We start from the raw sequence: 22,497 nt of genomic DNA, 5'->3' as shown, positions 1-22,497 counted from the left end.
GAGCGGGAACGGAAGGTGACGTCATTTCGAACAATTTTGCGAATAGCGCGTCGATGCGGCTGTACAGTTCGTCGGCGCGGCCGGGCGAAGACCATTGCCCCACCAACCGTCGCGTGAAGTCGGATCGTCTGGTGCCGCGGCAGTACAAGCAGGCACCGTCTTCGCTGGAGGCTGTGATCGTCGCTCCTTTGATGGCCGTCCTTAATGTGGTGGAAGACGAACCAGCGACGATGACGCTCGATGAGGCCTGTGCGTTGCTGCCGGGACTCGGCGAGTCTCCGCGGGAAGTCGGCGGTAACCGGATCTCTCCCGTCCACCCCGGCTTGATGGCCTGGACCAGGACGGCGGCGGAAAATTATCTGGCTGCCCTGAGTAACGACCCGGGGTTGGTGGGTGCCACCGGGCTCTCCGCCACCGCGTCGTGGGTTCGCCAGTACCCGGCAGCCGACGGCACAGCTAGGCCCTTCGAACTGTGCGTATGGGGCAGACCCTACGCCTACTCGCGTGGCGGACGGATCTTTCGAGAGCTCAGAGTGCCCGTCGTCAAGAGGGCCGAAGACAAGCGTCTTTCCGACGAAGAGATCGCGGTGATGGCGTACGTACTCGCAACGGGCGCCGAGATCGATCGGTTGAGATTCACGGCGTCGAGGGGATCCTACCTGGCCGGAGAGATCTTCCCCTTGCTGCCGCCCGACTCACGGTATCCCTCGACATTGCCTCCCGATCGCGTCCGAATTGTCAAGGTCGGCTCAGCCGATGGACGCACCGAGACCGTCTTCGACGAGCCTCGCTCAGTCGCGGAGAGGCTTTTCGTAGAGCTCGGTTCACCCGCGTTGCGCAACATACTCTCCGATGATTCGCGCCGACCAGGTCGTGATTGCTACGAGTGCAAGATCCGTCCTAGCTGCCGGGCCTTGCACCGACGGCCCGGTGTGCTGGGGGTCGAGCAGCCGCTCGCCTGGCGGAGTTGGTCAGTGACCGTTGGGCGCTACCACGCAGACTGCCCAGCGAAAGCGCATTTTAGGCAGGTAGGCCTCCCTTCCCACGACGCACAGGAAAATCCCAAGGCTGTCAGGCAAGGCAAGGCCGTCCACGACTGGCTTCGGAGGATGCACGAACGCACACCCGTTCGGCCCTGCACGGAGGACGACCTGCCCGACGATCCGAACACCTGGGCCTCGGAAAGGTGGGACCTGGCAGCGATTGACTCCCGCAACGCATGGGACATGCTGCGCATGCACCTGGAAGTCTGCCCGCTCACGGGCCTCGGCGCGGACGACAAGGCGAGGCCGGAGCAAAGACTTGTCATCGAAGACCGCAGAGCCAACGTCCTCATCGTCGCGGATGCGGACCTGCTCTATCGCAGGAATGGCTCTTGGTGCTATCGGGAGGTCAAGACGACGACCAAAGTGGGCCGCTCCGGCGGAGAGCAGCTGCTGACCCGGTATCCACAGCTAGCTCTTGCGGTACTGCTTTTCGAGTTCGGAGAGATCCCGCTGGGGCCCTCATCGCTCATCGAGTTGGAAGTACTCCGGAGTGATGAGCCGGACATCAGACTTCTGGATCCGAGGTCGGCACGAATCCGCGCAGCGGCCCGGGAGGTGATAGCCGGACTTGTCGGGCCTTGGCATAGCGACACCGAGTACACGCCAACACCATCGGAGAAGGTGTGCCGGTCATGCGGTTACCAGCGCTGGTGCTCGGTGGCGGAGACAGAGGCTCCCCGGGTATGAACGAACAAGAAGACGAGGACCTCTTCCGCTCACCGAACATCCTCGACAAGCTGGTCGGTGGAGCGTTCGACGAGGAGGAATCGCTACGCATCCTCCGCATGGTCGCTCTCACGGTCCAAACCCTCGCGGACTGGCCGTCGGACAAGCCGTTCGAGGTGCCCTACCCGACACTGGCGCAGCGGGTGGTGGACCGGATCGCCCTGATCGGTGCCATCCGGCACCCGGGTGGTGGTACCGCGCAGCAGTTTCCGCGATCCCTGCCAGAACTCATGGCCTACTGCCGAGATGTGGATCTCAAGGACTGGGCCTTCATGAGGTTGCCCCGAGATGAATGGATCTCCGGCCGGCTGGTGACGCCGGGATCTGACACGCCGTCCGAGGTCTGTGTACGGCTGGCAGCCGGCATGACCGGGCGGGAGGCTGCGGGTGGTGAAGATGTCGAGCGATTGATCATGAGGGAGATCCGGAACTTCTATCGGGATGCCGAAGTCGCGGACGGGTACTGGGAGTTTCTCGGCGCCATGATCGAGCAACCTGTCCTGACGACCAGCAGGAGAGCCAGGTTGAAGTTGCAGCCCGTCGGTGGGCTCCTGCTGCAAGACGAACTACTGCGGATAGTCTACATCAACGTCCAATCCCGATACTTCGACTCCTCTGGCCGAGCCGCTACATGCGGCGTATGCGGACTGCTGATGGTCGCGGACGAGGGCCGATGGCGATGCGAAGTCGAGGTCTGTCCCGGGGAAGGCAGGATCGCGGCGGGCGGGATCCTGAACCGTGACGAGGGCCTCCACCACGTCACACGTCCGATTCGCCACCTGCTCGTCGCGCCACGGCGCATCGCGTCGTGGAGGAGAGCCAATGCGTGACACGCGAGCACATCTGGAAGAAGGCCTGGAGACGCTCTCCGCGTCGAGCAGCAAGGAGTTCAGGGAGCTCTGTGCGCAAGGGCTCGACTACCGGGTCGAACTCGGCATGTATGTCATGGGTCTGGTGGATCCCGGCCTTCGACCGATCGACGGCTGGACACTTTTCGGGGGCTATCCGTTCGGTAGGGCTAAGGGGCTGGTCGACGGGCCAAGGCATCGTTTGCTCCGGGCCGCGCGCCATCACCTTGCCTCGATGCACCGCAGGGAGGTCTGGAGATCCGCGCTTGAGGCCTATCTGAAACTGCCCGCACGGTTCCGTGAGTTCTCCTATGCACCCGATCTAACGCAGCCGGCGGTGCGCTTGAACCCAGCCAAAGCGCCCGGTAGAACTACCCTGTACACCCATCTGATCAGCTCGATGCCGCCATTCACCATGAGCTCACTGCGACCCGCGCAAGCCGGTCCCCACCGATTCAAAGGGCAGAGTTTCGGCTGGGAGGACGTGGTCATTCCAGACGACCTTCAGGTCGTCGCACCGCCCCGAATGCGTCTGAAAGCTTCCCCTCGTAGATCCGCCTTCGACGAGCCGGTAGAGGCACTTCGCTCCACAGCCCGGCAGATGGCTTGGCTGGACTCTGAAGGAAGCAATGCCGGTTCCCCAAAGATCCTCGACGACTGGGAGACACGCTTCATCAGAATGCAACTCTCGATGGCAGATGGGCCTGGTGAGCAATTCCATGATGCGGATCGGCTCGTTATCGACCGGATGCTCAATCTCATCGGTATACCGGGCGTGGGCAAGAGCACACTGCGGGACATCATCGCGGTACACGCCGTGACCATGCTCGATCAGCGCGCCGTGCTCGTAGTCGGGGATGTCGCAGACGCTCTCAAGGTCGCCGAACGATTCAACCGACTTCGCGAAAAGGCCGCTCGGGTTGACCTGGAGGAGAATCCGGAGTACATGTCCTGGTCGAGGCTGCGGGCCGTGCCCATCGTCGGCGCATCGCAGCGGGACAAGCACATCACCAGGCTCCATCGACGGTTGAGCAGCCGCTGGCCGAATCCGCTACTACATGATGACGCTGGATTCGAGTACTTCAGCACAGCCTGTGCACTCAGTGCGTTGAGAGGCGCGGAAGCCGATCTAGCTCTGCGCTTCCGGGAGGCACCCTGCTCTTCGTTGATACCGCTCAAGCCAACGGGCGAAGGTGAGGGCGAAGACCTTTTCCTCGGAGAGGAGCAAAGGCGACGATCCTGCCCACTGTGGGGGAGTTGCGCACGCCATCACGCCGCCCGATCGTTGCCCGACGCCACTGTTTGGATTGCCACTCCCGAGGCCCTCGCGGTCTCGTCTCTACCGGCGCAGCAGAACCTGGAGCGAGTCCGATATCTGGAGGCCGCCTGCCTCAACAGCGATTTGATCATCGTCGATGAAGCGGACCAGGTGCAGATCCGCCTAGATCGGGTGTTCGCGCCCGCGGCGTCCCTCTACAAGAGGGGGGACGACTCATGGCTCGACGGCATCGCACGGCACAGCTTGGCTGTACTCGCGCGACAAGGACGGATCCAGCTGGAGAACACCTACGTTCGCCTGTGGATGGGCGCCTTGGACATGGTCGCGACGACGGCGAACAGGATCTACGCGATGCTGGTCGAGGACGAATCCCTTCGTGAGTGGGTCGGGTCGGACCTGTTCAGCGTGTGGTCGTTGCAGCTACGCCTGGTCAGCCGCTGGCCGGCGACACGGCTGCAACGCGACATTCCCGCCCAGCCACGACTGCTTGAGTGGCTCGACCAGGATCCGAAGCAGGAGCAGAAGATCCGGGATAAGCGCAGGGATGTCGTGTTGAAGATCCTCGACGATTTCCGGGACGACCCAGTCGGTGACACTGACGAAGCCGAGCTGACGAACCCCATCCCTGCGGCCGAGACCCTGCGGCTTTCGGAACTCGCCCGCCGGCTGGTCACCAATAGCCCGGGAAACCCTCGGGTCCGTCGTGAGGTCGCAGACCTGCTGGCCTCATTGGCGGGCTTCCGCGACCCGGACGCCCTGGTCGTGGACCCGGAGAACGGGCTCGACGAGGTAACCCTAGAAAACGTCCGCCAAGAAGTCGAACTGGAACGGCACAGATTCGAGTTCACGATTCTTCTTGCCATCATGCACGATCGACTGAATCTTATCACCAGCCTATGGCCGCGAATTGAGACAGCGCTCAGCCTGGACCCATCCGCCAATGCTCTCTACCACAGCTCTCCGGCCGACTTCGCCGCAGTGATCCCAGAATCACCGATGGGTGACATCCTCGCGTTCCAGTTTGTCCCCGACGGGCACCGTGGATTCAACAAGACCGGGGAGCTCCGGTTCATCCGCTATACCGGGCTCGGCCGACGGCTCCTCAGGGCGCTCCCTGCTCTACATGCGGTGGATGACAGCCACGGACCCAACGTCCTGCTGATGTCGGGCACTAGCTGGGCAGGTGCGTCCACCCGCTATCACCTGGAAGAACCGGTCACCGCCGTTCTGCACGCCGCCCCCGGGCAGGCGGGCCGGGCTTCAGTGCTTCCGAAAATCTCCATGGACACAACGTTCATCTATGACCGCGTAGACGGTGCCGACAGTGATACACCGAAGAAACCTCTCTATTTCTCGGGAGCCGGAGACGATATCAGAACCGACATACTTCGAAAAATGGCCAGGGGCCTGTCCGAGCCAGATCCCGGTCACAATCGGGGGCTCTCCAAGTTTCAAGCGGAGATCAACGATCTCCCCATCGGTCGGGGAAGGCTGCTTGTGCTGAGCGGCAGCTATCGAGATGCGGCGGTCGCTGCGGTGACGATCAACGAGTCCAAGAGCTGGAAGGGCGAGGTGTGCCTGCTCATCTCGGACGACTACGACCCTATGGTAGACGGAGCATTGTTCGATCTCGATCCTGAGAAAGCGGTACCGACGCTTCGCAGAGGCGAGGTCTCGTCGTTTGCCAGCACAGGTTATAAGATTCTCGTCGCTCCGCTGCTCTCCGTCGAACGCGGACACAACATTCTAAACGATCAAGACAAGGCTGGATTCGGGGCTGTCTACTTTTTGTCACGGCCTTTCCCCCAACCCGGAAGCATCGACGTCCTCGTGCATGCCCTCAATGACTACACGACCCGCCAAATCCGGTCGGGTGGTGAGTTCGATACTCGCGTCGTGAAGGCTCCGACTCTCGACCAGGCGGGCCTGGACTGGCGCAAAACCGCTCGTGGTGAGTTGCACAGGTTGGCCAATCGGACGATGAGTTGGCGAGGGCTGAGCACCGCCGACCGTGAGTACCTCACTTGGGACCTGATGGTGACGCTCTGGCAGGTGATAGGAAGGTTGACGAGAGGCGGAGTCGACGCTCGAGTTCACTTCGTAGACGCTGCCTTCGCGCCCAAGCGCGCCGAGGGATCGGGGCGTGACCAAGCGTCCACGAGTCTGCTCGTCAGCATGAGGGAAGTACTCGCTCCCTACTTCGGAGAACCTGCGCGGCGAGGAAAGATTCCGGCGCATCGGCTGGCGGTTGACGCAGGTTCCAAGTATCTCGCTGAGGCGCTTTACCGACCGCTCTACGACGGTCTGAAAGCTCTGCTTGATTCCGAACCAACGCCCGTTCCAGATCATCGTGGGGAGGTCTTCTGATTGGCCTATAACGCAATCGAACTCGGCGCTTTCACCGTCCGCCCCGAGGCCAAGGCGTACTTCTATGTCTTGCGCCTTCCGCCGCAGCTCCGGAAGGTGCTGACTGATTTCTATCGGTCGGGCGTTCCCGAGCACCGTCGTGGTGAGTTTTACAGCTTCCCGATCCGCTCACTCAATGCGCTTCTCCCGCTGGCCGCGCCAGACGTGCTGACCGCTGGTAGTCGAGTCGCAGTAGCCGACGACGTGCCCTGGCTCTACAGTCAGCACCCAGTCGACGTCACACTGATCCGAGACCTCATCGGTGTTTGGCTGCGGGGATTTTCCGGCGATGAAGCACTCAAGAAATGCGCGCTCGCTGAGCTGAAATCGTCCCCGCTGCATTGGATACACGAGCCCGTGGATCTGACCCGACGGGAGCTCGGTGGAGGCGGTACAGCCCTGCCGGAACGCCGTCTGTACAGGTTGTTGCCGGATCTCTGCGGCCGTCTGATCGGCACTTGCCAGGAACCGTTCGTCGGAGGCAGCGGCCGATCATGGTCGTTCCTGGAGACTCAGACCGGTAGCCACGGAGCCGAACTTGTCTCCTGGCCGCCGTGTATCGAGCCGGACGGTGCCTTCTCCTACCTAATCACGCTCACCCTTCATGGAATCCCATTCTCGCCGGTTCCTCGATTGCATGTCCGCACGGGCGTCAGGAGATGGGTGACCAAAGTCGGCAATGGTGGCACGATCTTTACCGGGGGCAGAGCGGCATCAGTATACGTGGTCTCAAAATCACCCTGGCCCGGAACAAATGGAGACACCCGACGAATGGCCTGTCACCGAATCCGATACTCTCTATCAACGGCACAGTACGATTGGCTACCGGTCGACCGAATCGACCTGCTCCCAACGGCGAGCCTGATCGAGAGCGAGATCGACGCGGTGCTGTTGAGTGAGCAGCCGGAAGCATTTCTTCTGGGGCTGAACGAAATGCGAGTGCGGGCTGGGATCGCGTACAGCAACGTGATGGGGAAACACGAGGTCGGAGCGGGCCTCATGTCTGCGGATCGCGCCCCAATGCTGAGGTGGGTGGGTGAGGCTCTCTCGGAGGTCGTTGAGCGCGTGCCTGCCTGCACCCGATCAAGATCGGGCAAACCGGCGAACCTCCCGGCCGCCGCGCGAGTGCCGAAAGGTACAGCGAAGTCTGAGGCAGCCAGTATCCGACAAGCACATGCCGAGCGTTCGGCTGACGATGACGCCACCAGGCGGCGGAGGATGCTTCGCGAGATGCTCGGAGAAGAGCCGTTCGTCGCGCGGATCTGCCATCAGGAGCAGAAGACCCTTGACGCCGCAGTGGATTCGTTCCGCGCTCTCCTGGGGCTTGAGCCGTGCGATCCGGTTGACGGCGTCCGGCATTGGCGATGCCCGGAACTCACCATCGTGCTCCAAACCTCATACGTCGGCGATATCGTCCGCGCTTTGGATGTCGGTGCCGTCCATCTGGAGCCCGGCGAGTTCCGTGCTGCACTCAAGCGCCGGCGGACGGAAACGGCCGCTTCGGCGCTGGTCGGGGGGCCTGTTCCCGACATCGTTCTGGTCGAGATCGAGCGCACTTTCAAGGTCCGCCACTCCGACCCGAAGTTCGCAGTCAGGCTCGGCTTCGCTGATGCCGGGGTTATCAGTCAGTTCGTCCAGACTCCGGCCACGAAGGCTCTGGAGAAGAGTATTTCTCATCGGGTGGAAAAGAGCTGGCTGGACGGATTCCGGCAGTTCGGTCTCAGCCGAGTTCCGGAGCATACTGTATCAGGCGTACCCGAGGATATTCAGTATCTGGCCGTCTGGATGGCCAAGAGGCAGCGCCGCGGGCCGACCCGGAGATCAGTGCAACAGCCCGTGGCGGTGAGAATTCGTCCCAGCAGCGGTGTGGCGGCGGTTGAGGGGTGGAACTCGGATGTTCGCCGCTGGGTTCCCTATCGGAAATTCCTTCTTTGGCTAGCGACCGGAGTCTCCGAAGAGATGCTCGAAGAGCATATTAAGGAATTCACACAGCACGAGGCAGAGCTCGATTCCGCCAAAGCCATCAGGCGTCGAGAGACGGCAGCGTTTTTGCGTTCGATGTTGTACAACTTGCGCAACACTCCTACCTTGCTACTTTCCCATGCACAGAATATGCGGGATTCCTGGACCTGGCTCGGCCATGAAGAGCTGGTTCTCGACAAGATCTGGCTCGATGACGGAGATGCCGTGCCGATTAGTCTTTGGGGCGGCGAACTTCGCCACGTCAGGGTACGGGACAGCGCGAGAGACGAGACCCCCCAATGGCATGGATCAGGAGCGCATGAGGGGATTCCCGCCGGTGTCTGGGCAGTGGGCGGTGACCCCAGTGGCCGGGTCTTCTACAGCAGTTCAGAACGGCCGCACACCGCGAAGAACGCAGCGGTGACCGCGCGCAAAGAGGGGACTCGCGTCAATCAGAAAGAGAAGGTGGTTCGGGATACGGGCGTCACCGCCTTCAACCCGAACCTGCTCGAGATCGTTGTGGCTGCCTGCAAGACGGGAGCAGAGCCCGATCAGCCGGAAGAGTGGGCTGACTGCGTCCATCAACTGCGGTTCGCACCCGATCTTGATGCGCCGCTGAAGATCCCTTATCCGCTGCACATGGCGAAACTCGCGGTCGAGTATGTGCTTCCCGCTGACGACACGGACTGACGTCAGCCGCCGCGCCAATGGCGATGGACATGGCTGATCAACACTGGCGGTCACGTCCTTTCCCTTCCCGCAGCGCGGGTGATCGTTTCCCAGGTCCGCAACCGAGGGTGGACGGTGTTCAGTGACCGCGGTGGGTTCCAGGCGGATGTCCTCCCAGATGACCCAACAGTCGTTCCCCTCGGTGGCGATCTCGGCTCCGCAGCCCACGCGCAGCATGTTCGGCCCGTCCAGTCCATCAAGTCGGCAACACCCGTTCCGACGAGCTGATCCGCGTGGGCCTCAAGCCACGAACGTCTTCGGGGTGCAGATGTCGACGTCCTAGGCGAGCGCGTCATAGGCTGTCTTGATTGACCAGCCAGCCGGGTAGGCGTAGGTGCCGTAGATCAGGATGGCAGGGTCACTGGGCGGGTCGCTTATTCCGAAGGCGGCTCGGTGGTTCCGGGCTCGGGTGAAGTGCCGGCCGGGCGAGGAAGCTCTCCGCCCTGCTCGGATTGTTTCTCAGGGATCGGCGAAGGCCGCCAGACGGCGACCCGGACAGACCACAGTCCGAAGCCGCGTCCCGAAGCAACGCCTTCAGGCTCGGGTGGGATATGGCGCTTCGCTGGCGGCAGTCACCGGCGCTCTGCAGTTCACGCAGGAGAAGGCAGTCACATCACCCATCCCTCGTTGTCGGGAAGTAGGACGAGACGCGCGGACCCGACGACCGGCCGTCACGGCGAACGACGGTCAGGTAGCGGACCAGCATTCTGGTCGCGGACGTTGGGGCTCTTTGCCGTGGGTGGGCCGTTCATGATCTGGGCAGAGGGGTGTTCGACCGTGGGGTAGACGTGCCCGGCGACGGTGAAGGGCGCGGAGTAGGTGTTGCGGAGCCCGTGCGCGCGCGGGTACATCGGGCGTCCCTCGTTGAGGTGCACGGTCGGCGAGGAGGCTTCGACGGGGCCGTCGGCCTCCCGTACCGCGGCCCAGACGGGATCGGGCGTGTCCCAGTCCTCGAAGAATCGGAACGCCCATTCCCGCGCCTGCTCGGTGACCGTCGTCCCGCCTTCCCAATCGCCGGACCCGTCCTCGAAGGAGAAGTAGTCCGCCCACTCCTCGCCGATCTCCGCGATGAGCAAACAGAAAGGGACGTCCCGGGCGTCCATGTCGCCCAGGTAGACCCGCCGATGCGCGGGCACCGCCGCGTAAGCGGCGCCCAGTGCGCGGCGGTCCTCCTCAGTGCGCGAGCGGGCGTAGCGCACCGCGACGTCACGGCACCGCTCCAGCGAGTCGGGCCGTCCGTTCAACCGATCGATCTCATCGGCGACCTCGCCGATCAGCGCGTCCGCGGTCACCCACGTCTCCGGCTCGGCGAACCGCCACGTCGCCAGCGCATGCGCATGCGCGGAGCCCGCCTTCGGGCAACGACGTCGCCACCCAACCACACTCGATCTTGGCGCGCAGCCCCTCGAGATCTCCCCACTCCCAGTAGTAGAGCGCCCGTCAGCGAAGACCTTGAGGTCGTCCAGGAAGTAGGTGTCCCCGTTGATCGTCCACGACCTGAAGGAGTCCTTCGGGGTGTTGTTGGGATCGATTGGTGTTGCCTGGTGGCAGGGGATCTTGGCGATGTGGGGGCAGCGGGAATGAGCGAGGGCCTGGTCGCTGGGTGGCGATCAGGCCCTTGGGTGCGGCTGGGCCGCGTTGGGTGGAGATGAGGGGATTCGAACCCCTGGCCCCTTCGATGCGAACGAAGTGCGCTACCGGACTGCGCTACATCCCCTTGCCCGGGGGTTGGCTTCCCCTGGGAACGGGTCAACCTTAGCAAACATCGGGAGTGGTTGGGCAATCGGGCGGGGGGCGAGGGGGTGGAGGGAGGGGTGGGGGTGGGTGATGATGGGGGTGGTTTGTTGGGTGAGGAGAGGGTTTGGGGATGGAGATCAGGGGGCGGTACCGGCTTGAGGAGAGGGTGAAAGGCGGGGGGCACGGGGAGGTTTGGCGCGGTTGGGATCTGTTGAAGGGGCGGGCCGTGGCGGTGAAGGTGCTGCACGCGCATGTGGCGGGGTCGGGGGTGATGGCGGCGAAGTTCCGGCAGGAGGCGAAGATCGCGGCGCGGCTCGCGCATCCGGGGATCACCGCCGTTGACGACTTCGGGGAGCTCGGGGACGGGCGGTGGTACCTCGTCATGGAGTACCTGGCCGGGCAGGATCTCGCCGAGGAGCTCGAGGGGCATCCCGACGGGTTCGGGGTGGAACGGGCGGTTTCGTTGGGGATTCAGGTGGCTGAAGCGCTGGCGGTGGCGCATGCGGAGGGGATCGTCCATCGGGATCTGAAGCCGGGGAACCTGATGCTGCTGCCGGGGGATCGGGTGAAGATCTGCGACTTCGGGATCGCGCACGCCAAGCAGGCGACGACGGAGCACACGCTCAGCGGCAAGGTCATCGGGACGCCGCTGTACATGGCGCCCGAGCAGTGGCTCGGCGCGCCGGTCGACGCGCGCACCGACCTGTACGCGCTCGGCGGCATCCTGTACGCGTTCCTCACCGGCGAGCCGCCCTTCCTGGCCGACCGCATCGAGGCGCTGATGGCCCTGCACCTCCAGCACGCGCCGGTCCCCCTGCGACGCCGTCGCCCCGACGTCACCGAGGCGCTCGCCGATCTCGTCGCGCGGCTGCTGGCCAAGGAGCCGGACGACAGGCCGGGCAGCGCGTCCGAGGTCGCGCAGCTCCTCGCGGACGTCCGTGACGCGGCGAGCCCGCCCGCCCGCGCCTGGCTCACGCTCATCGACGCCTTCCCCGGCTCGTCCACCTGGCCGCAGGACGTCCATACAGCGGCCGAACAACTCTTCGGCAGCCTCCCCGAGGGCCAGATCCGCGACGACGTCGCGGCGGTCGCGTCCGCGAAGAGCGTCGCCGGTCTCGGCATCGCACTGCACAATCTCGGCATAGCGCTCAGCGGCGACCGGCAGAACGCGCACGCGTTGCAGGTCAAACGGCAGGCCGTGCGGATACGTCGCGGCCTCTACGCCGACGATCCAGCGCGCTACCGCCCCGGCCTCGCCTCCTCGCTGCAGAGCCTCGGCACCACCCTCACCACCCTGCGACGGGATCACGAAGCCCTCCCCGTCAAGCGGGAGGCCGCCGAGCTGCGCCGCGCGCTCCACGCCGCCGACCCCGACCGTTACCGCGCCGACCTCGCGACGTCGGTCCAGGCGCTCGCCGTAACGCTCGGCGACCTCGACCGGAAAGACGAGGCGTTGCCTTACGCGCGTGAGGCCGTCGAGCTGCGGCGCGCGCTGTACGCCGCCGACCCCGGCCGCCACGGCCCGCTCCTCGCCGCCTGCCTGCACGAGCTGAGCACCACCCTCAGCGGCCTCAAGCAGGACGACGAGGCGCTCAAGGCCGCCGAGGAGTCCATCACCTTGCGCCGCGCGCTCTACGCGAAGGACGCCGGACGCCACCGCGCCGCCCTCGCCTCGGTCCTGCTCAGCCTGGGCATCACGCTCGGCAATCTGGGCCGCAAGGAGCAGGCGCTCGCCGCCAAGCAGGAGGCCGTCGAGCTGCGCCGGGCGCTCTACGCCGCCAATCCCGGACGCTACCGCGCCCCGCTCGCCACCGCGCTCACGAGCCTGGGCCGCACCCTCGACGCCCTGGGCCGCACGGCCGAGGCGCAGTCCGCCAAGGCGGAGGCCGCCCACCTGCCCTGAACACGCGTTTGACGGCCCGGCGACCAAGGTCCCCGGGCCGTCGGCGTGCGGCGGGTCAGTCGGCGCTGCCCGCGCTGTCGGCGCTGTGGGCGGAGTGCGGCGACGCGGGCGACTTCGGCGACACCGGGGACTTGGCGGACACGGGCGACTTGGCGGACACCGGGGACTTGGCCGACGCCGGGGACTTGGCCGACCTCGGCGAGTTCGCGGACTTGGCGGAGTTCCCCGAGTTGGCCGAGTTGGCGGAGCTCCCCGAGTTCGCGGAGTTTCCGGAGTTCCCCGAGTTTCCGGAGTCCGCCGAGTCAGCGTGCTTGCCGGAGTCGGCCTTCGGGGCCTTGGCGGTCGCGGAGGCCGGGGAGTTCGCGGACGCGGCGGAGTCCGCGGAGTCGGCGGCGAGGTGGATCTGGGCGGTCGTGTTGGGGTCCTTGAGCGGGAGGTCGTCGTCGGCCGAGGCGGTGGCCGCCAGGGCGATGACGCCGCCGGCGGTGGCGGTCGCGGTGGCGATGACGAACCAGGAGCGCTTGCTGGGCATGAAAACTGTTCCTTTCTGGCGTTCTGTACTGATCGGTTCGGTGGTCAGGCCGCGGCGGACGTGCCGGGGCACCAGTGGACGGCGAGGGCGAGCCTGGCGCGCAGGACCGCGGGCCAGTCGGTGTCGGCGACGCGGTGCGCGCCGGTGGCGAGGGACAGGACGACCGCGGCGACACGGGCGCGCAGCGGCTCCGGGTCGAGGCGGCGTTCGAACTCGGCGAGGCAGCGCGCGGCGAACTCCTCGATGACGTGCGCGCGGTCGGGCCTGAGCTGGGCGAGGACGGCGAGGTGTCCGAGCAGGCAGGCGGGGTCGTCGTACGGGTCGCCCGCCCCCGCGGTGTCTATGTCGAGCAACCCTGTGACCGACGTACCGGTGATGAGTAGCTGCGTCTCGTAGAAGTCCCCGTGTACGGGCACCTGCGGCGAGTCCGTAGGCACCGACACGGCTTCCGCGATCGCGTGCGCGGTCGGCCCCGCCGAGGGAAGGATCGCGCTCACCACTTCCGCGTAGTGCCGCGCCTTCTCCCCCCACCCCGGACGCGTCCCCCGCGCGACGAACTCCGCGGGCAACTCCCCCAGCACCTCGACGAACTCGGCAGGGTCGATCCCCGAGGGGTCCCCCTCCAGAAGAACGTCGCGCAAGGACCGCCCCCCGAGGCCCGCGAGGACAAGGAGCCCGTCGTCGGTCCATCCGAGGCTCTCCGGCATACGCGTCCCGGAGGCGGCCCGGTGAAGCAGATGGACGCCTTCGACCCGATCCGGCCGCAGCGCCTTCACGAAGATGCTCGCGCTCGGCGTACGGACCTCGATGACGGCCCTGCGCAGCGGCCGGTAGGCGTGCATCGAAAGCCGCGCCTCGGAGACGTCCACGCCAAGCCCCTCGAGAAGCGCCCGTATACGCGAGGCGTCACAAGCCCGCGCCAAGCCCGGCAGGGCGGGATCGTGCGGGAACCTCCAGACGCCGATCTCGCGGACCCCGTCCGACATCCGCAAGGCTCCCCGCGCCCTACGCGACGTGCTCGCCGCGAACGTCTCCGTGGCCCGCCCCCGGTCGGGCCACACGGCGTCGACCTCGGCGGCGACCGTCGTCCCGCCGGGCTGGACGTCGAGGTAGGTCGTGACGGCGTCGCGGAAGACTCCCCCGGAAGCGGCGACGGCCGCCTCCCACACCTGCCCGAGTTCCCCGTCCTGCGCGGACCACAGCGTTTCGCTCATGCCCTCACGATGTGCGGACCGGGTGAGCCGTCCATTGGCCGACGATGAGGGCCTTCTCATCCGGCTCGCTCATCCATCTCGCACTTCGCCCGCCGCGCACGCGTCATAAGGGCGACGGAGATCACGCGCAAGGGGGTCCTCATGCGGATGCGTACTGCCGGAGCGGCGGCGCTCCTCGTCCTGCTCGCCGCAGCCGGATGCACCACGGACGGCCCGACGCCCAAGCCGCAGGACCCTTGGGAGGCCGCCGGCGTCGACTCCCCCAAGATCACCACATCGCAGACGAACGGCACGACAACGGTCTCCGTCGACGCCGTCACCACGCTCCCCCTGCACGACAGCAAGAACGAGGTCGGCTTCGGGAAGCGCGCCGCCAAGATCACCTGGCGTAATCACCTCGGCGGTATCGACGTCCTCAACGTCGCCATACGCGACGGCGACGGCCACTCCAACACACGCACCTGGCAGCGCGCCGAACTCCAGGACGCCTTCGGCCCCCGCCTCCCCGGCCTGGACGACGGCAGGACCCCGCCCCGCCCCGCCGCGAACCCCGACGGCCCCCTGCACGGCCACAAGGCGACAGCCCTGCCCGACGCGGAAACCCTCCTCGACGGCCTCGTCACCACCTCGTCCCGCGAGGTCCTGGGCACCGACCCGACCCTCGAGGGCACGTCGGAGGACGAGTGCGAAAGCGGCCTGACCGGCAAGGACACCGGCGAGACCCGCCACACCGCCGACTTCCGCGTCGCCGTCGCCGGGCCGCCCGTGACGGCCCTCCAGCGCCTCGCGGACCACTGGGCGGCCCAGGGCCTCACCGTCGACGTCGGCGGCCTCCTGCGCGGCACCGAGGACCGCATACGGGCCGATCTCGAAGGCGTCGGCTGGGTGAGCGCCGAGGAGACCGCCGACCCGTCCCGGCTGCGCGTCCAGCGCGGCACGGGCTGCCTGAAGCCCTGAGCCGTCACTCGGCCGAGGCGGTCTCCCGTACGTGGTGCCTGCCTATCGGCAGCATCAGCGGCTTCCCTGAGACGGGGTCCTCGATGACCCTGCTTTCGAGCCCGAAGACGGCACGCACGCACTCCTCGGTGAGCACTTCCGCAGGAGTCCCTGACGCATACAGCCCGCCGTCCGCGATCGCGATGAGGTGGTCGGCGTACCGGGCGGCGAGGTTGAGGTCGTGCAGGACCATCACGATGGTCGTGCCCCTGTCCCGGTTCAGGTCGGTGAGCAGGTCGAGGACCTCGACCTGGTGGCTTGCGTCGAGGAACGTGGTGGGTTCGTCGAGGAGAAGGAGGTCGGTCTGCTGGGCGAGCGCCATCGCGATCCATACGCGCTGGCGTTGTCCGCCCGAGAGCTCATCGACGGAACGGTCCGCAAGGTCGGTCGTCTGGGTGGCCTCCAAGGCCGCGGCGACGGCGACGTCGTCCTTCTCGTTCCACCGGGAGAAGATCCCCTGATGCGGGTGACGACCCCGTCCGACGAGGTCGAGAACGGTGATCCCCTCCGGCGCGATGGGCGACTGTGGAAGAAGCCCGAGCGTACGCGCCAGCTCCTTGGCGTTCGTCCTGTGCACCTCCTTGCCGTCCAGGACGACGCGTCCGTCACGCGGCGCGAGAAGCCGCGAAAGCGACCGCAGCAGCGTGGACTTCCCGCACGCATTAGCGCCGACGATGACGGTGATCCGCCCCGGCGGCACGGCGAGGTCGAGCCCTTCGACCACAAGACGGTCGCCGTAGCCGAGCGACAGCCTTTCGGCGGACAGGGAGTGGGAGGTGGTCATAGCGAGCCTCCGGCCCGGTGCGAACGGACGATCAGGTAGACGAGGTAGGGCGCGCCGAGCACGCCGGTGACGACGCCGACGGGGTAGCGCACGTCGAACGCGTACTGCCCGGTGAAGTCGGCGACCAGGACCAGCAGCGCCCCGACCAGCCCGGCCGGGACGAGCAGCGACCCGCCGGTCCCGACGAGCCGAGCCGCGATCGGCCCGGACAGGAACGCGACGAACGCGATCGGCCCCGCCGCGGCGGTGGCGAACGCGATCAGGCAGACCGCCGCGACGATCACCACGATCCGCGACCGCTCCACCCGGACGCCGAGCGCCGACGCGGTGTCGTCGCCTAGCTGCATCGCGGACAAGTCACGGCCCTTGAGGAGCAGTACGGGGGCCAAGACGAGCAGCGCAAGGGAAGCCGGTACCGTCTGCTGCCAGCCGACGCCGTTGAGGCTGCCCGTAAGCCAGCGGGTCGCCTCCGCGAGGTCCCATTCGGCCGCCTCCGACAGCACGTAGGAGGTGACGCTGTCCAGGATCGCGGAGATGCCGATCCCGATGAGGATGAGCCTTGTGCCGACGACGCCGTCGCGGAAGGCGAGGCTGTACACCAGCAGCGCGACGGCCAGGGCCGCGACGATCGCGATGGCCGACACCTGCGTCCCGCCGAGCGACAGCGACACGATCGCGATGGCCGCCGCCGCGCTCGCGCCCGAGCTGATGCCGATGATGTCGGGGCTGGCGAGCGGATTGCGGAGCATCGTCTGGAAGGTCACCCCGGCCATGCCGAAGGAGAACCCGGCGACGGCCGCGAGGACGCCGCGCGGCAGCCTGAGCCGTCCGACGGTGAAGGTCGCGCCGGGCACCTGCTCGCCGAGGATCACCCGCCACACGTCGCCGGGCGGGTAGAACGTCTTGCCGACCATGAGCGTCACCGCGAACCCGGCGACGACGAGCACGGCGAGCACCCCCATCACCAGACGACGGCGCGCGGAGTTCCTACGCCGCCCCCGCCGGACGGCCTCCACGACGGACGGCCGCACGATGACCGCGCTCACAGCTCACGCACCTTCTGCCGCCGGACGATGTGGATGAAGAACGGCGCGCCGATCAGGGCGGTCACGATGCCGACCTCGATGTCCTGCGGCCGTGCGACGACGCGGCCTGCGACGTCGGCGACGGTGAGCAGGGCCGCGCCGGTGAGCGCGGAGAACGGCAGCAGCCACCGGTGGTCCACGCCGACCAGCAGACGGCACGCGTGCGGCACGACGAGCCCGACGAAGGCGATGGGCCCGGCGACGGCCGTCGCGGCCCCACAGAGCACCACAGCGCCGAGCGCGGCCAGGCCACGGACGACGGCGACGCGCTCGCCGAGCCCCGCGGCGAGTTCGTCGCCGAGGGCCAGGGAGTTGAGCCCGCGCGCGGACAGCAGGCAGATCACCAGCCCTACGGCGAGGAAGGGAAGTACCTGCCCTATCCGCTCGTAGGACGCGCCGCCCACGCCGCCGATCTGCCAGAGCTTGAAGCTCCCCGCGATGTCGTTGCGCGGCAGCACGACCGCGCTGACCAGGCAGGAGAACGCGGCGGAGGTGGCGGCTCCGGCCAGCGCGAGCTTGAGCGGCGTCGCCCCTCCCCGGCCAAGCGAGCCGACGGTATAGACGAACACAGCCGACACCGCAGCGCCGCCCATGGCCACCCAGATGTACATGGTCGGGGAGGCGAGCCCGAAGAACGCCACGGCCACGACGACCGTAAGCGAAGCTCCCATGTTGACCCCGAGGATGCCCGGCTCCGCGAGCGGGTTACGCGTCACGCCTTGCATGACGGCTCCCGACAGGCCCAACGCCGCGCCTATGACGACAGCGAGCAGCGTCCGAGGCACCCGCTTGGCTACCGCGGCCTGTTCCAGGGTCTCGTCGGCTCCCGAGAGCCCGGCCCATACGTCGGCGAGCCCTACGTCACGCGACCCGAACGCCACCGACGCGAGCATCACCGCGCCCAGTACCGCGAGCACAACGAGCAACCACAGCACGCGCGCACGCGCCGAACTCCGCACGATCGCGGGGTCCGGCGCGCGCCTGGCGTCCTGTGCGGTCACTTGACCTTGTCGGCGGCTCCGGCGAGCGCCTTGACGTAGTCCTCGAGCACCCACGAGATCGACAGCGGGGTCGGGTTGGCCGCGGTGCCGAGCGGGGTCGTGCTGGGCAGCAGGTAGACCGAGCCGCGCTCGACCGCCGGGATCTTCGACAGGAGCTTGTCCTTCTGCAGGATGCCGAGGAGTTCGTTCTTCTCGTCGCCGTAGCCGGTGATGATGTCGACGTCGTTGAAGGCGTCGATCTGCTCGGCGCTGCGGCTGAGCGCGAACTTGTCCGTGCCCTTGGACGCCTCCACGATGCTGTCGGCGATCTTCAGGCCGAGGTCCTCGAAGAAGAGGGTGCGGGTGTCATGCGTCGTGTAGAAGCCGACCTCGCTGACGTCATTAGGGTCGACGTGCGTCATGAACATGATCGACTTGCCCTGCAACTGCGGGTACTTGCCGACGACGTCCTTGATCTGCCCCTCGATGTCGCCGATCAGCTTGTCGCCCTCGGCCTCCAGGCCGATCGCCTTGCTGTTCAGCTTGATGATCTCGCGCCACGGGGTCGCCCAGGCGGCCTTGGGGAACGCGACGACGGGGGCGATCTCGCTGAGGGTGTCGTAATCCTGCTGGGTGAGGCCCGAGTAGGCGGCGAGGATAACGTCCGGCTTGGTATCGGCGACGGCTTCGAAGTCGATGCCGTCGGTCTCGTCGAAGAGAACCGGGGTGTCGGCCTTCAGCTCGGTGAGCCGCTCCTTGACCCAGGGCAGCAGGCCGTCGCCGTCGTCGTCGCCGAAGTTCGCGGCGGCCATGCCGACCGGGACCACGCCGAGCGCCAGCGGGGCCTCGTGGTTCGCCCAGTTGACGGTGGCGACGCGCTCGGGCTTCGCCGGGATCGTCGTGGTGCCGAGCGCGTGCTCGATCGTCATCGGGAAGGCCGCCGCGGCGGGTGCCGCTGCGCCTTCGTCCTTGGTGTCCGAGGACCCGCCGCAGCCCGCGACGCCGACCAGTAGGGCCGCCGCCACAAGGACGCGGCCGAAGGGGCGCTTCATCCGTTCTCCACTTTCACGATCCGCAGGCGCCCGCCGGTCCGGTCCCCGGTTCCGTCCGTGCCGCGGCACCCTCTGCACTCCGCAAGTTAGGTAAGCCTTGCCTTGGCTGAACCCTAGGAGAATTGACCGACTTGTCGCAATCGAGCTTTTGAGCCAGCCGATATCGCGATCCGGCCACCCGGTGAACGGGACATTCGGAACAAGGGCGTCAGGAGGGGTAGCGGAACGCGCCGGGCGTCAGGCCCGTCGTGCGGCGGAACGCCGCGCCGAACGCGCTCGCCGAGCGGTACCCGACCTGCTCGGCGACGCCGTCGACGTCCCACCCCCGGGTCAGCAGCGCCACCGCGTGCTGCGCGCGGACCGCGGCGACCCAGCGGGCGAAGCTCGTGCCCGTCTCGGCGTTGAACGCGCGCGTGAGCGTCCGGGGGCTGACGCCGAGGTGACGGGCCCAGTCCGTCAGCGTGCGGGGGTCTCCGGGGTTCTCACGGACGGCGTCGGCGATCGGCCGCAGCAGGTCCGACGTCGGCATGTGCAACAGGAGTTCGCGCGGCGACGGGGCGAGGACGTCGAGGACCATCGCCTCGGTCACCGCGCGCGAGGAGTCGGACAATGACGAGTCCGCCAGACGTTCCAGCAGAAGCCGGAGAAGCGGGGTGATCTCCACCGCGACCGGAGTGTCCGACAGCGACGTCATCGTCCCGAATCCGAAGAAGTTCGCGCGGCACCACGTCCCGGCGATCGCCGACCCCGAGTGCAGCACCCCGGCGGGCATCCACATGCCGAGCGTCGGCGTGATCGTCCAGACCCGCTCACCGACGACCGCCGTCGACGCGCCGCGCTCGTTCCACAGCAGCTCGTGGAACGGGTGCGAGTGCTCGTTCCACGTCGTGTCGCGCCCGATGACCTCGCGCCACCCGAGGATCACGAACGGCAGGTCCACCGCGCCGGCCGCGAGCGCGGGCAGCGTCCGTGTCTCCCTCTCCGTGACGGTCACACCACGACGTTACGAGACGAACAGGACACCACGCCACCCGAGCCCGCTCCCGGCTACTCCGGCGAACGCCGCGAACCCGGCGCTTCGAACAGCTTCACGAGCACCGCGTATTCGCCGCCGCCATACCCGGCGTCCGCGGCCCGCCGAGCCAGGTCCCGGATAGCGCGCGGCAGCTCGACGTCCACGCCCAGCGCCTCGCTCTCCTCCACGAGGTGGTCCATCGCCGCGAGGTGCGTGTCGAGCGTCGCGTCCACCGCCTGGAAGTCACCGGCGTCGATCTGCTCGGCGTTCCCCGGCAGCCACCCCGCGACGGTCCGCAGGCTCTCGGCCGCGATCCCAGCGAACGACTTGGCTTCCACCCCCGCAGCGCCGAGCAGAGCCGCGCCGTGCAGGAACCCGTTCAGGGTCTGCCACATAAGGCCGAGCACGGCTACGTCGTACAGGGACGCGAGGCCGTGGTCCTCGCCCAGGTAAGCCGCTCCCTCACCGAGGCTGCGGAACGCGGGTTCATGCAGCTCGAAGGCGGCGCGCGGCCCGCTGAACAAGACAGCCGCCTCGCTTCCGACGGCTCCGGGCGTGGCGAGGATGGCCCCGTCAAGGTAGGCGGCCGCCTTGCCGTCCGCCCACTGCGCGAGTTCCCTCGCCTCCCCTGACGTCCCCGAGGTCAGGTTCACCAGGACGCGTCCGTCAAGCGCCGGGCCAAGCGGCTCAAGAAGCGCGCGCACGGCCGGGTAGTCCGACACGCACACCACGACGAGCGGGCTCGCCGCGACGGCCTCCTCGACGGAGGCCGCCGCCTTCGCCCCCTTGTCCACGAGCGGCTTCGCCTTCGCCGTACTGCGATTCCATACGGTCGTGGGATGCCCGGCCGCAAGGAACGCCGCCGCAAGCGCGCTCCCCATGAGACCGAGGCCGAGCACCGTCACCGGCGTGGCGGAGTAAGGCTGATTCGACATGGTCGTACCCCTTCGGGTGAGACATCTCCGATGGCAGAATCGTCAGCGTTGACACCGGTATGAAGGTCAAGGGGAGGCCGCGTGCTGATCGGTGAGCTGAGCCGGCGGACCGGGGTGAACGCCCACCAGCTGCGCTACTACGAGGCCCAGGGCCTGCTCGAGCCCCGCAGAGGCGCGAACGGCTACCGCGACTACGGCGAGGACGCCGTCCTGACCGTCACGCAGATCAGGCGGCTGCTGGAGGCGGGCCTGTCGACCGAGGAGATCCGCACCCTGCTGCCGTGCTCCACCGGCAGCGCGCCCGACATCGCGCACTGCCCGGAGCTCCTCGACGTCCTGCGCGACAGGCTGCGCCGCACCGACGAGCACATCGCCGCCCTCACCCGCACCCGTGGCGCGCTGCACCGCTTCCTCGACACGACCGAGCGGCAGCCGCTCTGGACCGAGCCCGCGCACCCCGCCCGGGCCTGCTGACCTCAGTCGCCGACGGCCTTGGGCTGGTCGGCGAACTGGTCGAAGACCTCGGTGGGTGCCTGACGGGCCGAGAACGGGAGGATCGAGGCGGTCGGCCGCAAAGCGGCGGCCTCGCGGGCGGCGGCCTCGGCGGCGCGGCGCTCGGCGGCGCGCGCCGTCAGGACGGCCCGGCGCTCGGCCGCGCGGACGGCGTCGACGCGGGTGGCGGTGCGCAGCAGCGCGAGGTGGGCGGCGAACAGGGCGACCGGGGGCAGCGCGATCCAGAACGGCGCGGGCGTAAGCAGCGCGGCGAGGAACGAGGCGACGGTGACCAGGGTCAGGGTCGAGGTGTTGCGGCGGCGGCGCGCGATGACGGCCGAGCGGCGGGCCCTGCGGTGCCCGTTGGTGAGCGGCTGACGGACGGGGCGGCGCACCGGCTCGGGCACGTCGAGGTCGTCGTCTTCCTCGTCGGCGGGGAAGGCGGGGGGCGGCGCGGCGGGCGTGACCTCGGGTTCGGTCTCGGGGGATTCGAGGGGTTTGTCGGAGTCTTCGAACGCGTCGGACTCGTCGAACGCGTAGTCGTCGTACTCGGCGGCCTGGGGGCGGCGGGCGAGCAGCCGGGTGAAGCCGGAGGGGGTGTCGGAGTCGCGGTGCAGCCACATCGGCACGAGCACGACGGCCCAGACGGCGACGATCGCCAGATACAGGAGGGTGCTGCTCATCGACATCCCTCCCGGACCGGCTCTGGGCGAGCACTCCCGGGAGCGATGCGGCTCCGGGACGTTGGCATGCTCACTTTCGGCACGGTAGGTCCG

At 67.4% G+C, this 22,497-nt stretch carries 17 protein-coding genes and 1 tRNA gene; 7 read left to right on the top strand and 11 right to left on the bottom strand.

All coding sequences use genetic code 11. The annotated features are described in order from the left end of the window. Positions 1-131 precede the first annotated feature (131 nt). Genes R9X44_RS01675 through R9X44_RS01660 form a run of 4 tightly spaced genes read left to right on the top strand, consistent with a single transcriptional unit; the run spans position 132 to position 8,957 of the window. The gene (locus R9X44_RS01675; RefSeq protein ID WP_319812121.1) at positions 132-1,733 is read left to right on the top strand and encodes a PD-(D/E)XK nuclease family protein; all 1,602 of its coding nucleotides are present in this window, start codon (positions 132-134) and stop codon (positions 1,731-1,733) included. Beyond that, on the top strand, positions 1,730-2,602 hold the full coding sequence (locus R9X44_RS01670; protein WP_319812120.1) for a hypothetical protein: 873 nt from the start codon (positions 1,730-1,732) through the stop codon (positions 2,600-2,602). Before R9X44_RS01675 ends, R9X44_RS01670 begins: the two co-directional genes overlap by 4 nt. Then, positions 2,595-6,266 (top strand): hypothetical protein, encoded by a 3,672-nt coding sequence (locus R9X44_RS01665; protein ID WP_319812119.1) that lies wholly within the window; start codon positions 2,595-2,597, stop codon positions 6,264-6,266. The genes R9X44_RS01670 and R9X44_RS01665 overlap by 8 nt, the downstream gene beginning before the upstream one ends. Further along, on the top strand, positions 6,267-8,957 hold the full coding sequence (locus R9X44_RS01660; RefSeq protein WP_319812118.1) for a pPIWI_RE module domain-containing protein: 2,691 nt from the start codon (positions 6,267-6,269) through the stop codon (positions 8,955-8,957). Positions 8,958-9,667: 710 nt separating this feature from the next. On the opposite strand, the gene R9X44_RS01655 is transcribed toward R9X44_RS01660, so the two are convergent. Both R9X44_RS01655 and R9X44_RS01650 read right to left on the bottom strand, forming a co-directional pair. Continuing rightward, a complete protein-coding gene (locus tag R9X44_RS01655) occupies positions 9,668-10,288 on the bottom strand; it encodes a hypothetical protein (RefSeq protein WP_319812117.1) in 621 nt (206 codons plus the stop codon). A 351-nt stretch (positions 10,289-10,639) separates the two neighbouring features. Beyond that, positions 10,640-10,713, bottom strand: a tRNA-Ala gene (locus tag R9X44_RS01650). A gap of 150 nt (positions 10,714-10,863) precedes the next feature. On the opposite strand from R9X44_RS01650, the gene R9X44_RS01645 reads away from it, so the two are divergent. Beyond that, complete coding sequence (locus R9X44_RS01645; protein ID WP_319812116.1) at positions 10,864-12,636, top strand: serine/threonine-protein kinase; 1,773 nt, start codon at positions 10,864-10,866, stop codon at positions 12,634-12,636. 55 nt (positions 12,637-12,691) lie between these two features. Here R9X44_RS01645 and R9X44_RS01640 read toward each other — a convergent pair whose 3' ends face one another. Further along, the gene (locus R9X44_RS01640; protein WP_319812115.1) at positions 12,692-13,168 is read right to left on the bottom strand and encodes a hypothetical protein; all 477 of its coding nucleotides are present in this window, start codon (positions 13,166-13,168) and stop codon (positions 12,692-12,694) included. Positions 13,169-13,212: 44 nt separating this feature from the next. Next, the gene (locus R9X44_RS01635; protein ID WP_319812114.1) at positions 13,213-14,382 is read right to left on the bottom strand and encodes a phosphotransferase; all 1,170 of its coding nucleotides are present in this window, start codon (positions 14,380-14,382) and stop codon (positions 13,213-13,215) included. A gap of 141 nt (positions 14,383-14,523) precedes the next feature. Between R9X44_RS01635 and R9X44_RS01630 the strand changes: the two genes are divergently transcribed. Then, entirely contained in the window at positions 14,524-15,339 is an 816-nt protein-coding gene (locus tag R9X44_RS01630) for a hypothetical protein (protein WP_319812113.1), read from the top strand. Positions 15,340-15,343: 4 nt separating this feature from the next. Here the strand turns inward: R9X44_RS01630 and R9X44_RS01625 are convergent, their stop codons facing one another. The 6 genes from R9X44_RS01625 to R9X44_RS01600 form a co-directional block, all read right to left on the bottom strand. After that, positions 15,344-16,162: an ABC transporter ATP-binding protein gene (locus R9X44_RS01625; protein ID WP_319812112.1), complete on the bottom strand. Its 819-nt coding sequence runs from the start codon at positions 16,160-16,162 to the stop codon at positions 15,344-15,346. Then, on the bottom strand, positions 16,159-17,208 hold the full coding sequence (locus R9X44_RS01620) for a FecCD family ABC transporter permease (RefSeq protein WP_319812111.1): 1,050 nt from the start codon (positions 17,206-17,208) through the stop codon (positions 16,159-16,161). The genes R9X44_RS01625 and R9X44_RS01620 overlap by 4 nt, the downstream gene beginning before the upstream one ends. Next, positions 17,205-18,248, bottom strand: coding sequence for an iron ABC transporter permease (locus tag R9X44_RS01615; RefSeq protein WP_319812110.1), 1,044 nt, complete (start codon positions 18,246-18,248; stop codon positions 17,205-17,207). Before R9X44_RS01615 ends, R9X44_RS01620 begins: the two co-directional genes overlap by 4 nt. Beyond that, a complete protein-coding gene (locus tag R9X44_RS01610) occupies positions 18,245-19,279 on the bottom strand; it encodes an iron-siderophore ABC transporter substrate-binding protein (RefSeq protein ID WP_319812109.1) in 1,035 nt (344 codons plus the stop codon). Before R9X44_RS01610 ends, R9X44_RS01615 begins: the two co-directional genes overlap by 4 nt. Before the next feature lie 208 nt (positions 19,280-19,487). After that, entirely contained in the window at positions 19,488-20,273 is a 786-nt protein-coding gene (locus R9X44_RS01605; protein WP_319812108.1) for an AraC family transcriptional regulator, read from the bottom strand. 53 nt (positions 20,274-20,326) lie between these two features. Next, positions 20,327-21,229, bottom strand: coding sequence for an NAD(P)-dependent oxidoreductase (locus R9X44_RS01600; RefSeq protein ID WP_319812107.1), 903 nt, complete (start codon positions 21,227-21,229; stop codon positions 20,327-20,329). A gap of 81 nt (positions 21,230-21,310) precedes the next feature. On the opposite strand from R9X44_RS01600, the gene R9X44_RS01595 reads away from it, so the two are divergent. Then, positions 21,311-21,703, top strand: a complete 393-nt coding sequence (locus tag R9X44_RS01595) for a MerR family transcriptional regulator (RefSeq protein ID WP_319812106.1) — start codon at positions 21,311-21,313, stop codon at positions 21,701-21,703. 2 nt (positions 21,704-21,705) lie between these two features. Here R9X44_RS01595 and R9X44_RS01590 read toward each other — a convergent pair whose 3' ends face one another. Continuing rightward, positions 21,706-22,404, bottom strand: a complete 699-nt coding sequence (locus R9X44_RS01590) for a hypothetical protein (protein WP_319812105.1) — start codon at positions 22,402-22,404, stop codon at positions 21,706-21,708. Positions 22,405-22,497: the final 93 nt, after the last annotated feature.

The organism is Actinocorallia sp. A-T 12471 (assembly GCF_033875155.1).
In the GTDB taxonomy this organism is placed as follows: domain Bacteria; phylum Actinomycetota; class Actinomycetes; order Streptosporangiales; family Streptosporangiaceae; genus Actinocorallia.
Note: the sequence above shows the minus strand (reverse complement) of the source record. Positions and strands in the feature narration are given on the sequence as shown.

Coding starts and splice junctions, on each gene's coding strand:
- R9X44_RS01670 (WP_319812120.1), top strand. CDS start 1,730: ATGAACGAACAAGAAGACGAGGACCTCTTCCGCTCACCGAACATCCTC.
- R9X44_RS01665 (WP_319812119.1), top strand. CDS start 2,595: ATGCGTGACACGCGAGCACATCTGGAAGAAGGCCTGGAGACGCTCTCC.
- R9X44_RS01645 (WP_319812116.1), top strand. CDS start 10,864: ATGGAGATCAGGGGGCGGTACCGGCTTGAGGAGAGGGTGAAAGGCGGG.
- R9X44_RS01640 (WP_319812115.1), bottom strand. CDS start 13,168: ATGCCCAGCAAGCGCTCCTGGTTCGTCATCGCCACCGCGACCGCCACC.
- R9X44_RS01635 (WP_319812114.1), bottom strand. CDS start 14,382: ATGAGCGAAACGCTGTGGTCCGCGCAGGACGGGGAACTCGGGCAGGTG.
- R9X44_RS01630 (WP_319812113.1), top strand. CDS start 14,524: ATGCGGATGCGTACTGCCGGAGCGGCGGCGCTCCTCGTCCTGCTCGCC.
- R9X44_RS01625 (WP_319812112.1), bottom strand. CDS start 16,162: ATGACCACCTCCCACTCCCTGTCCGCCGAAAGGCTGTCGCTCGGCTAC.
- R9X44_RS01610 (WP_319812109.1), bottom strand. CDS start 19,279: ATGAAGCGCCCCTTCGGCCGCGTCCTTGTGGCGGCGGCCCTACTGGTC.
- R9X44_RS01600 (WP_319812107.1), bottom strand. CDS start 21,229: ATGTCGAATCAGCCTTACTCCGCCACGCCGGTGACGGTGCTCGGCCTC.
- R9X44_RS01590 (WP_319812105.1), bottom strand. CDS start 22,404: ATGAGCAGCACCCTCCTGTATCTGGCGATCGTCGCCGTCTGGGCCGTC.